General features: G+C 60.3%; 9 protein-coding genes. 8 read left to right on the plus strand and 1 reads right to left on the minus strand.

The genetic code is table 11. The features are described from left to right. The first annotated feature begins 91 nt into the window (after window positions 1-91). The 7 genes from ACQ4OE_RS15910 to ACQ4OE_RS15940 all read left to right on the plus strand — a co-directional run bounded on the left by ACQ4OE_RS15910 (window position 92) and on the right by ACQ4OE_RS15940 (window position 8,567). Complete coding sequence (locus ACQ4OE_RS15910; RefSeq protein WP_430947176.1) at window positions 92-700, plus strand: YqiA/YcfP family alpha/beta fold hydrolase; 609 nt, start codon at window positions 92-94, stop codon at window positions 698-700. A 41-nt stretch (window positions 701-741) separates the two neighbouring features. Next, complete coding sequence (gene parE, locus ACQ4OE_RS15915) at window positions 742-2,649, plus strand: DNA topoisomerase IV subunit B (protein ID WP_122593833.1); 1,908 nt, start codon at window positions 742-744, stop codon at window positions 2,647-2,649. Further along, entirely contained in the window at window positions 2,649-3,638 is a 990-nt protein-coding gene (locus ACQ4OE_RS15920) for an esterase-like activity of phytase family protein (RefSeq protein WP_430947177.1), read from the plus strand. Before parE ends, ACQ4OE_RS15920 begins: the two co-directional genes overlap by 1 nt. A gap of 237 nt (window positions 3,639-3,875) precedes the next feature. Then, complete coding sequence (locus tag ACQ4OE_RS15925) at window positions 3,876-4,883, plus strand: esterase-like activity of phytase family protein (RefSeq protein ID WP_430947297.1); 1,008 nt, start codon at window positions 3,876-3,878, stop codon at window positions 4,881-4,883. Next, entirely contained in the window at window positions 4,880-5,404 is a 525-nt protein-coding gene (locus ACQ4OE_RS15930; protein WP_430947178.1) for a retropepsin-like aspartic protease family protein, read from the plus strand. Before ACQ4OE_RS15925 ends, ACQ4OE_RS15930 begins: the two co-directional genes overlap by 4 nt. Before the next feature lie 7 nt (window positions 5,405-5,411). After that, a complete protein-coding gene (gene parC / locus ACQ4OE_RS15935) occupies window positions 5,412-7,676 on the plus strand; it encodes a DNA topoisomerase IV subunit A (protein WP_122593830.1) in 2,265 nt (754 codons plus the stop codon). A 177-nt stretch (window positions 7,677-7,853) separates the two neighbouring features. Continuing rightward, entirely contained in the window at window positions 7,854-8,567 is a 714-nt protein-coding gene (locus ACQ4OE_RS15940; protein WP_430947179.1) for a PqiC family protein, read from the plus strand. Between the two features lie 408 nt (window positions 8,568-8,975). On the opposite strand, the gene ACQ4OE_RS15945 is transcribed toward ACQ4OE_RS15940, so the two are convergent. Further along, on the minus strand, window positions 8,976-10,490 hold the full coding sequence (locus tag ACQ4OE_RS15945; protein ID WP_430947180.1) for an AhpA/YtjB family protein: 1,515 nt from the start codon (window positions 10,488-10,490) through the stop codon (window positions 8,976-8,978). A gap of 134 nt (window positions 10,491-10,624) precedes the next feature. Here ACQ4OE_RS15945 and serB point away from each other — a divergent pair, with 134 nt between their 5' ends. Next, entirely contained in the window at window positions 10,625-11,839 is a 1,215-nt protein-coding gene (gene serB / locus ACQ4OE_RS15950) for a phosphoserine phosphatase SerB (protein WP_034151661.1), read from the plus strand. Window positions 11,840-11,868: the final 29 nt, after the last annotated feature.

Genomic DNA, 11,868 nt, shown 5'->3' on the forward strand with positions numbered 1-11,868 from the left:
ACAGGATGCAGGCAAGGGGCATTTGTATGGCCCATCCTGCCCTGACTCCCTGTAAACTCCGCTATCTTTCGCCGACACTCAGGGAGCTCAAATGTCCGGTTCGATCCTCTATATCCACGGTTTCAACAGCGCCCCGGCCTCGAAAAAGGCCTGTCAGCTGGTCGCGGTGATGGAGCGGCTGGGTTTGAGCGAGCAACTGCGGGTTCCGGCCCTGCATCACCATCCGCGCGAAGCCATCGGTCAGTTGGAGCAGGCAATCGCCGAGCTTGGCAGCCCATTGCTGGTGGGAAGCTCCCTCGGCGGCTACTATGCGACTCACCTGGCCGAGCGCCATGGCCTGAAAGCCCTGCTGGTCAACCCGGCGGTCAGCCCGCACCGGATGTTCGACGGCTATCTGGGCACGCAGAAAAACCTGTATACCGATGAAACCTGGGAATTGACCCACGACCACGTCACGGCCCTGGCCGAGCTGGAAGTGCCGGCGCCTCAGGATGCCCAGCGCTATCAGGTCTGGTTGCAGACCGGCGATGAAACACTGGATTATCGCCTCGCCCAGCAGTATTACCGCACCTGTGCCTTGCGCATTCAGGCCGGCGGCGACCACAGTTTCCAAGGCTTTGCCGGGCAATTGCCGGCGTTGCTGAGTTTTGCCGGCATTGGCGCCGATGTGTATCAGGCAATCGATTTCACCGCACTGTGAAGTCTTGCCCCTATTTCATGAATGACTGACGACGAGACCCTATGGCCACTCCCAGCGCTAGCTCTTATAACGCCGACGCCATCGAAGTCCTCTCGGGCCTCGACCCGGTGCGCAAACGCCCCGGCATGTACACCGACACCAGTCGGCCGAACCACCTCGCCCAGGAAGTCATCGACAACAGCGTCGACGAAGCCCTGGCCGGCCACGCCAAATCGGTGCAGGTCATCCTGCACGCCGATCACTCGCTGGAAGTCAGCGATGATGGCCGTGGCATGCCGGTCGACATCCACCCGGAAGAGGGCGTGTCGGGCGTCGAGCTGATCCTCACCAAGCTCCATGCGGGCGGCAAGTTTTCCAACAAGAATTACCAGTTCTCCGGCGGTCTGCACGGCGTGGGTATTTCTGTGGTCAACGCCTTGTCGACCGAAGTCCGTGTGCGCGTAAAGCGTGACGGCAACGAATACCAAATGACTTTCGCCGATGGCTACAAAGCCACTGAACTGGAAGTTGTCGGCACCGTCGGCAAGCGCAACACCGGCACCAGCGTTTACTTCGCGCCGGATCCGAAATACTTCGATTCACCGAAATTCTCCATCAGCCGCCTCAAGCACGTGCTCAAGGCCAAGGCCGTGTTGTGCCCGGGCCTGTTGGTCAGCTTCGAAGACAAAGGCACCGGCGAGAAAGTCGAATGGCATTACGAAGACGGCCTGCGCTCGTATCTGGTCGACGCCGTCAGCGAATTCGAACGCCTGCCGAACGAGCCGTTCTGCGGTGCTTTCGCCGGTAATAAAGAAGCGGTCGACTGGGCGCTGCTGTGGCTGCCCGAAGGTGGCGACGCGGTACAGGAAAGCTACGTCAACCTGATCCCGACGGCGCAGGGCGGTACCCACGTCAACGGTTTGCGTCAGGGCTTGCTCGATGCGATGCGTGAGTTCTGCGAGTTCCGCAGTCTGCTGCCGCGCGGCGTGAAGCTGGCGCCGGAAGACGTCTGGGAGCGCATCGCGTTCGTCCTGTCGATGAAAATGCAGGAGCCGCAATTCTCCGGCCAGACCAAAGAGCGACTGTCGTCCCGTGAAGCCGCGGCGTTCGTCTCCGGTGTGGTCAAAGACGCCTTCAGCCTGTGGCTCAACGCCAACCCGGAAACCGGTCTGGCCCTGGCCGAACTGGCGATCAACAACGCCGGTCGTCGTCTCAAGGCGAGCAAGAAAGTCGAGCGTAAACGCGTCACCCAAGGCCCGGCGTTGCCTGGCAAGCTGGCGGATTGCGCCGGGCAAGACCCGATGCGTTCCGAGCTGTTCCTCGTCGAAGGTGATTCCGCCGGTGGTTCCGCCAAACAAGCGCGGGACAAGGAGTTCCAGGCGATCCTGCCGTTGCGCGGCAAGATCCTCAACACCTGGGAAGTCGACGGCAGCGAAGTGCTGGCCAGCCAGGAAGTGCACAACATTGCCGTGGCCATCGGCGTCGATCCGGGCGCTGCAGACATGAGCCAATTGCGTTACGGCAAGATCTGCATCCTCGCCGACGCCGACTCCGATGGTCTGCACATCGCCACGCTGCTCTGCGCGTTGTTTGTCCAGCATTTCCGCCCGCTGGTGGATGCCGGTCACGTCTACGTCGCCATGCCGCCGCTGTACCGCATCGACTTGGGCAAAGAGATTTACTACGCCCTCGACGAAGCCGAGCGCGACGGCATTCTCGACCGCCTGGTCGCCGAGAAGAAACGCGGCAAACCGCAGGTCACCCGATTCAAAGGTCTGGGTGAAATGAACCCGCCGCAGCTGCGTGAAACCACCATGGACCCGAACACGCGGCGTCTGGTGCAACTGACGCTGGGCGAAGACTTCGCCCAAACCTCGGAAATGATGGACATGCTGCTGGCGAAGAAACGCGCCGGCGACCGCAAGACCTGGCTCGAATCCAAAGGCAACCTCGCTGAGGTGCTGGCCTGATGCGGTTTGGCTGGGCCTTGGTGGGTGCGTTACTGCTGACCTCCGTTTCGGCGCTTGCCGAGCCGGTGCAGGAATTGCGCGTGCTTTCCGAGCATCCGGTCGAGGGCATGCGCGGCGGGAACCTGTCCGGGCTGGCCATGTGTGGCAAAGAGTTGTGGACGGTGTCGGACCGCGATGACGACCAGATCTATCGGCTCAATACCGCCGATCAGGTCTGGCAGGCCGAGGCCGTGCACATCGACGTGCCGCTGGTGCCGGACACCGGTTTGCCGTGGGGCTTGCGTTCGCGCAACTGGGCGGCGTCGTTCGTGCGCGGTGGCGATCTGGATTTCGAAGGCATCAGCTGCGACAGCGCTGGCAATCGCTACATTGTCAGCGAAGGCCATGCGGCGGTCTTGCAGGTGCCGGTCAGCGGCCCGGCCAACTGGCTGAAGATCTCGCCGATGATGGTGCGCGAAGCGCGGGCCAGCGGCCTGCTTCTGCATTTCAACGCGATATTCGAAGGCTTGGCGATCAACCCGGCGGGCGATCAGCTGTGGCTGGCCGCCGAGCGGCAAAGCCGCGGCTTGCTGCTGATCAAGCGCCAGCAAACGGTGTGGGATTGCGACGGTCGCTGCGTGCTGCTCAGTGAGGGCGGCAAAGAGATGCAACCGCCGCAGTTTCCCCACGCCAAAGCGGTCGATAAGGATTTTTCCGACATTTCATTGTTCAACGGCAAATTGTTTACCCTGGAACGCAACGCGTTCCAGATTTGCCGTCGCGATGCGCAGACCGTCAAGGTCGAGCAGTGCTGGTCGTATGCTGCCGAACTGTTGCAGGCCAACCGTCGCTACTCGCAGAACTATGGGCTGGAAGAGGCGCTGATCGTTGACGCTGACGGTGCGTGGATTGGTGTCGACAACAATTTTGGCCCGCGTGCCGACGGTGAGATTCGCCCGGTCGTCTGGCGCTTCGCTGCGCCTGACGGTGGCTGGAGTGCCAAGCACTAGGGGGGCAGGTCTTTCGCTGGGGAGTGTTCGGCAGTTTGTGAGCAGTTTGAGCAACAGCTGTAATACTGTGATGACTTAAAGGTTTGCTGCGCTGGTCAGTTAGAGGAGTCTTGGCCGTGATGCGCAGGCAATGAAGCTCTGAAGCAATGCTGTCGAGAAAGTAGTGTGTTCGTTGAATTCCGGCATGTCGTGCAACGCTCAGGGAAACTTGAAACGCCGACTGCGAGAGATTCAATGATGAAACTCAACCTCTTTACTGCGGTTTTTTTGCTTGTCTGGAGTTCAGTGGGACTGGCTGCAGACCCTGAGCTGAGGATGCTCTCAGAGCACCCGGTGGATGGGATGCGTGGGGGTAATCTGTCCGGGCTAGCCAAGTGTGGTGGGGATCTGTGGACAATATCGGATCGAGATGATGATCAGATCTACAAGCTCGATACACGAGCCACAGAGTGGAAGGCGGAGGCTGTTCTGATTGATATTCCACCGGTTCCTCAAGACTCCGGGCGCACACTGGCGATGAAGACTCAAAGTTTTTTTCGATCGCTTGTAGGTAACGGAGCGTTGGACTTTGAAGGCATCACCTGTGACTCTGGCCAGAACCGTTACATTCTCAGTGAAACGTATTCAGCCATTCTCAAGATCTCACCCACGGGAGGGACGGCTTGGTTACCTATCTCGTCGCGGATGCTGACTACGGTGCGGGACGCCGGACTGGCCACGCACGCCAATGCGTTGTTTGAGGGGTTGGTGGTTACCGGCCTTCTTGGCAGTGAAATCTGGTTGGCTGGAGAGCGGCAAAAACGAGGGTTGGTAAAAATCAAGCGCCGACTTGCTGTTCCCGTTGATTACACGTGGTATTGCTTTATCGGTTGTGTGTTGATGGCCGAGGAAGGGCTGGCGCCGCAGCCACCCCAGTTTCCAGGTTCCAGATTGGTAGAACGGGATTTTTCTGATATTGCGCTGTTCAATAAAAAGTTGTTTCTGCTGGATCGCAACGCTTTCAAAGTCTGTCGCCATGAAATGCTGACAGGCCAGCAAGAGCGTTGCTGGTCATTCGCGGCTGATGCGTTGGTGCCGCACCGCCAGTACTCATCTCGCCACGGTCTCACCGAAGCGTTACTGGTCGATGCTGATGGGGCATGGATCGGTGTCGACAATAATTTCGCAACGCGCGCCGATGGCGAGTCCCGCCCGGTCGTATGGCGTTTTGCTGCTCCCGAAGGTGGCTGGGATGGCAATCCTTGAGTCAGCAACCTCCAGGTAAGCGCGCCGGACGGGTATTGATGATTCTGGCCTGGTGCGCGGCGCTGTTTCTGGCCACGCGGTTTTTCGGCCAGTGGGAGCAACGCCAGCAGAATCCGAACGTCGTGGTCAGTTCGCAGCAGGGCGAAGGTTTTATTGAAGTGAAACTGACCGGCAACGCCCAAGGGCATTTTGTCGCCAGCGGTCAGATCAACGGTGAGCCGGTAGAGTTCATGCTCGACACTGGCGCCACTGACGTGGCGATCCCGGCGGATCTGGCCAAGCGTTTGAAGCTGGAAGAAGGCTTCGGCGTGACCCTGAGCACGGCCAACGGCTTGAGCCAGGGTTATCGAACCAAAATTGCCCGCCTGCAACTGGGCGACATCGTGCTGCGGGATGTCCGCGCACTGGTGGCGCCGGGGCTGCATGGCGATCAGGTGCTGCTCGGCATGAGCGCCCTGAACAAACTTGAATTTACTCAGCGCGGTGGCACCATGCTGCTGCGCCAGACAACGAACCGATGAGGCCTGCATGAGCAACCCCCTTGATCTCAGCCTGGACGGTGTAGAACGCCGCTCGTTGGCCGACTTCACCGAAAGTGCCTACCTCAACTACTCCATGTACGTGATCATGGACCGTGCCTTGCCGCATATCGGCGACGGTCTGAAACCGGTACAGCGTCGCATTATTTATGCGATGAGCGAGTTGGGCCTGGACGCCGATTCCAAGCACAAGAAATCGGCGCGTACCGTTGGTGACGTGCTCGGTAAGTTCCACCCGCACGGCGACTCGGCGTGCTACGAAGCGATGGTGTTGATGGCCCAGCCATTCAGCTATCGCTACACGCTGGTCGACGGCCAGGGTAACTGGGGTGCGCCGGACGATCCGAAGTCCTTCGCCGCCATGCGTTACACCGAAGCACGTTTGTCGCGTTATTCCGAAGTGCTGCTCAGCGAACTGGGCCAGGGCACTGCCGACTGGGGGCCGAACTTTGACGGCACGCTGCAGGAGCCGCTGGTGCTGCCGGCGCGCCTGCCGAACATTCTGCTCAACGGCACCACCGGCATCGCCGTGGGCATGGCCACCGACGTGCCGCCGCACAACCTGCGCGAAGTTGCCACCGCGTGCGTGCGCCTGCTCGATGAGCCGAAAGCCACGGTCGAACAGCTCTGCGAACACATTCAGGGTCCGGACTATCCCACCGAAGCGGAAATCATCACGCCGCGCGCCGACCTGCTGAAAATGTACGAAACCGGCAAGGGCTCGGTGCGCATGCGTGCCGTGTACCACGTCGAGGACGGCGACATCATCGTCACCGCGCTGCCGCACCAGGTTTCCGGTGCCAAGGTGTTGGAGCAGATCGCCGCGCTGATGCAGGCGAAACCGTCGAAAGCCCCGCAGATCGCGGATCTGCGTGACGAATCCGACCACGAAAACCCGTGCCGTATCGTGATCATTCCGGTCAACAGCCGCGTCGATCATGAAGCGCTGATGCAGCACTTGTTCGCCAGCACCGAGCTGGAGTCGACCTACCGGGTCAACGTCAACATTATCGGTCTGGACGGCAAGCCGCAGCTGAAAAACCTGCGTGCCTTGCTGGTCGAATGGCTGGAATTCCGCGTGCAGACCGTGCGTCGCCGCCTGCAATTCCGCCTCGACAAGGTCGAGCGTCGCCTGCACCTGTTGGACGGTTTGTTGATCGCTTACCTCAATCTGGATGAAGTGATTCACATCATCCGAACCGAGGAGCACCCGAAAGCCAAGCTGATCGAGCGTTTCGCCCTCAGCGAGATTCAGGCCGACTACATCCTCGACACCCGTCTGCGTCAGTTGGCGCGACTGGAAGAGATGAAGCTGCGCGACGAGCAGGACGAACTGCTCAAGGAACAAGCCAAGCTGCAAGCGTTGCTGGGCAGCGAAGCCAAGCTGAAGAAGCTGGTGCGTACCGAGCTGATCAAAGATGCCGAAACCTATGGCGATGACCGCCGTTCGCCGATCGTTGAACGTGCCGAAGCCAAAGCGCTGACCGAACACGATCTGCTGCCGAACGAGAAAGTTACCGTGGTGCTGTCGGAAAAAGGCTGGATCCGTTCCGCCAAAGGCCACGACATCGATGCCACCGGCCTGTCGTACAAGGCTGGGGACGGCTTCAAGACCTCGGCGGCGGGGCGCTCCAACCAGTCTGCCGTGGTAATCGACTCTACTGGCCGCAGCTATTCGGTCGCCGCGCACACCTTGCCGTCGGCGCGTGGCCAGGGCGAACCGTTGACCGGTCGTCTGACGCCGCCACCGGGCGCGACCTTCGAATGCGTGCTGATGCCGGAGGACGATGCGTTGTACGTGATCGCTTCCGACGCCGGTTACGGTTTCGTGGTCAAAGGCGAAGATTTGCAAGCCAAGAACAAGGCCGGTAAGGCGCTGTTGAGCCTGCCGAACAACGCCAAGGTGATCGCCCCGCGTCCGGTGACTGATCGAGAGAATGATTTGCTTGCCGCCGTGACAAGCGAGGGGCGTATGCTGGTCTTCAATATCAGTGATTTGCCGCAGTTGGCGAAGGGCAAAGGCAACAAGATCATCGGTGTTCCGGGTGACCGAGTCGCCAGCCGTGAAGAGTTTGTCACGGACATTGCTGTGATCCCTGCAGGTGCCACGCTGATCCTGCAAGCGGGTAAACGCCCTTACAAACTGAAAGCCGAAGACCTCGAACACTACAAAGGTGAGCGTGGACGTCGCGGGAATAAACTCCCGAGGGGCTTTCAGCGGGTCGATGCGCTGCTCGTCGAAAACCTCAATTAAGCGTCCTAGAGCGCTCGATCTACGATTTAACGCGTAGATCGACGCTTTGGCGCTGGAGTCGGAACGCATATTCACGGATGATATGGCCTTTCCAAGCGCCGGCGTGGCCGAGCGTTCTTCATATTTATTGAGTATTTTCACTGTGGTCAGCCTTGTGGCGGCCACCTGGACGGGATGATGACTGCGCTGCGCCTTCCACTTATTTTGTTACTCGCTGGCGTTCTCGGCCTGGCGGGTTGCAGTGTTCACCAGCCGGTGTCGCTGTATCAACTGGACAGCGGAAGTCCGGTTCAGCCTGCGCAAAGCGCGGGCATGGCGGTTTTGTTGGGCCCGGTGGTTGTCGCCGACTACCTGCAACGTGAAACCCTGCTGCAACGTCAACCCGACGGCAGCCTGCAGGCAGCGACCGATGGTCGTTGGGCCGGCAGCCTTTCGTCGGATATCGATCAGCTGCTGATGCGTCAGGTTGCGGGTCATCTGGACAGCCAACGTGTCGTGCTGGCGCCGGCCACAACCGGGTTCACCCCGGATGTGCAGGTGCTGCTGACCATCACGCGTCTCGATTCCGGTGCCAAACAGCCGGCGATTCTGGATGCGCAGTGGCGTCTGATCGATCGCCGTGGTCAGGTGCGCGATAACCGCATCGTTCATCTGCAAGAGCTGCATGCCGGCAGCACCGCTTCGCAGGTTCAGGCGCAGGGGATTCTGTTGCAGCGTCTGGCCGAGCAGTTGTCGGTAGCTTTGAAGCCGCTGGCCAATCAACCGCCAGTGGCCGAAGCACCGCGTAAAGCGGCAGCGAAACCGGCAGCGCCGGCGGCGGAAGCCGAGAAGCAGCCGAAGATTCCGATGGCTTCGCCGATTCGTACGGATATGGAAGTGTTCCGCTTCTAGGTCTGGATCGAGTCAGAACAGAGCCCGCCTTGTGCGGGTTTTGTTGTGTCTGGGGGCTAGAAGATCAACAGCCCCTCACCCCAGCCCTCTCCCAGAGGAAGAGGGAGCCGACCGTGGTGTCTGGCGTCATACGTCGACCTGAAAGAACCTGGCGATTATGGATTCGGTAGAACAGGGGCGGACTGGGGGGTGTCTTGCGTCATATGTTGACCTGACAGAGCCTGGCGATTATGGATTCACAGCTGGCCGTTCAAGTCGGTGGAGCTCTCCAATATCCCCCAGTCAGTTCCCTCTCCCTCTGGGAGAGGGATAGGCGGGCGGCGTTCCGATGAGGGGCTTTTCAGTCATCCACAAAAAAGCCCGCAGACAATCACTCGTCTGCGGGCTTCTGTGTTTCAGGTCTAAGGCTTACGCCCGACGCTCATGCATCCGCGCCAGTTGCCGTTCCAGCATCGACGGATAAGGCTCCATCAACCGCTCTACACAGCAAGCGCCCTCAGGGCTGGCGATCGGGCGGATACGCGCACGCTGACGGATCAGCGCGTCATCGCTGATCTTGCGCTCAACCAGCAGCAGGTTGCGGCTGTGTTGCGACAAGGCCAGTGCATCCTGGGCCGAATCGGTCAGCAGCAGATCAATCTGGCTCAGGCCAAACAGTTCATCACCCAAAGTCAGGCCCAGCTGCAATTGCAGGGTGATGCCGCTGTCGGCGACTTCAATCTGCAACTGATGACCCAACGCCCGCAGCAGCTCACCGCAGCAGATCGCATTGGTCAGGTAATCGTCGCCGCTGTCTTCGGTGTGGAACAGCATCAGCGTGCTGCCATCGTTCAGGGTTTCGATTTCGCCCTGGTACAGCGAGGCGGCCTGATCGAGGCAATCGCGATAACGCTCCAGCAATTCTTCCAGACGCGCACGGGGCAGGCGCCGCAGTTGTTCCTGCGAGCCGAGTTGCACCGCGAGCACGGCGCTGTGCTGCGGCACGCTTGGGGTGGCCTTGCGGGCTACCGGTTGCGGGGCGGCGTCCAGCGATTCGTCGCGCAGATCGGCAAACGCATCGTCGTCTTCATCGTCTTCAACGGTGCTGACCACGTGGCGCGGCGCCGGCTTCTGCGCGGCCAGCGGACGGCTTTCATCGAAGCTCGGATCGCGCAGATTGCGCACCTCGAACTCCGGTTCGTCGTCTTCTTCCTCTTCGAACTCGGGTTCCGGCTCAGGTTTGGGCGCAGGTTCCGGGGCGAAGTCGGCGTGCAGTTGCCGCGCCAGATCGCCGATCTCGTCCTGACGATCGGTGCCCGGCGTATGTTCATCGATACGGCGCAGCCAGACGCGCAATTGCAGCAGCGGCGTCGACAGGTGGCGGCCCATGCGCAGGCTCAGGGCCAGCGACAGCGCCAGCAGAATCCCGCTGAGAATGCCCATGCTTTGCAGGCTGATGGTCATTGGCTGCTGGAACTGATCCATGTCCAGGCTGATGCGCAGTTGCCCGGCGGTCACGTCCTGAAAGGTGATCTTGCTCTCGTACATGCCTTCGGCTTCGCCCAGCAGGCTGTGCTTGGGCCGCTGACCGGACTCGGCGAGGATGCGGTTATCCACGCTGTAGATCGCCGCGTGGGCGACCAGTTTGTTCTTGGTCAGGTTGTTGAGCAGCACGTTGAGGCTGAGGATGTCGTTGGACACCAACAGCTCCGTGGCCGAGGTCGCGGTCTGCGTGGTCAGGCTTTCGCCCAGCGCATCGGCCTGCTGGTGCATGGCCTGCTTGAATTGCAGGCCCATCACGCAGGCATAGATCACCAGGGCCAGAGCGACCAGGATCACGTTATGGCTGGCAATGCGCAATGCAATCGGTACACGGCGATGACGCAGTGCACGGAAGATCAGCAGGAAGAAGTTATCGGTTTTAACTGGCGTGGGCCGGTTCACTGAGCTCGGCTCTTTTGTCCGTGAAGTTGACGCGCAGTATAGCGACAGGCCCTAGACCGGCAAAGCGCTCGCGGTGCCCGATGGTCACTGAAAGTGGGTAGAATGCGGTTTTTTTCCAGTTGCGGGGGTGCGCGTTGCGCGAAATCGTCCTGATTAACATCACGGGAGTCGACCGTCCGGGTCTGACGGCAGCCATTACCGGCGTTCTGGCACAAGGTGGTGTGAACATCCTCGACATCGGTCAGGCCGTGATCCACGACACCCTGTCGTTCGGCATTCTGGTTGAAATTCCCGATTCCGAGCAGGGTAAAGCCGTGCTCAAGGACATCCTGTTCAAGGGCTACGAGCTCGACCAGCAGGTTCGGTTCACCCCGGTGTCCGAAGAGGATTACCAGCAATGGGTGGGCAATCAGGGCAAGAAACGCCACATCGTTACCTTGCTGACGCGCAAGGTGACCGCCGGCCAATTGCAGGCCGTCAGCTCGATCACCGCCAAATATGGTCTGAACATCGACCACATCGACCGTCTGTCGGGTCGCATGCCGTTGGACACCCCGGCGGACAAGGGCAAGGGTTGCATCGAGTTCTCCGTGCGTGGCGAAGCGGCTGATCCACAGGCGTTGCGCGCCGAATTCCTCAGCGTTGCCCAAGAGCTGAACGTCGACATCGCCTTCCAGGAAGATTCGCTGTTCCGGCGCAATCGTCGTCTGGCGGTGTTCGACATGGACTCGACGCTGATCGAAGCCGAAGTCATCGACGAATTGGCCAAGGCTGCCGGGGTTGGCGAGCAAGTGTCGGAAATCACCGAGCGGGCGATGGCTGGCGAACTGGATTTCCGCGCCAGTTTCAAAGAGCGTCTGGCCTTGCTCAAAGGTCTGGACGTCAGCGTGCTGGATTCGATTGGCGCTTCGCTGCGCCTGACCGAGGGCGCCGAAACGCTATTCGCCGAACTCAAGCGATTGGGTTACAAGACTGCGATCCTGTCCGGCGGCTTCACTTACTTCGCCAAGCAATTGCAGGCCAAACTCGGCATCGACTACGTGTTCGCCAACGAACTGGAAGTGGTCGACGGCAAGTGCACCGGCGTGGCGATCGAGCCGATTGTCGACGCCCAGCGCAAGGCTGATCTGTTGAAAGAGCTGGCGCACAAGGAAGGTTTGCGTCTGGAGCAGACCATCGCCGTGGGCGACGGCGCGAATGACCTGCCAATGCTGGCGATTGCCGGGCTGGGCGTAGCGTTCCGTGCCAAGCCGTTGGTCAAGCAATCGGCGAAGCAGGCGATCTCGACGTTGGGTCTGGATGGCGTGCTGTATCTGCTGGGCTTTCGCGATCGTGACGGGCAGCTCTGAGTTCTCTATCGCCTGACCTGGCCTCATCG

The organism is Pseudomonas sp. WC2 (genome assembly GCF_050586545.1).
GTDB lineage: Bacteria > Pseudomonadota > Gammaproteobacteria > Pseudomonadales > Pseudomonadaceae > Aquipseudomonas.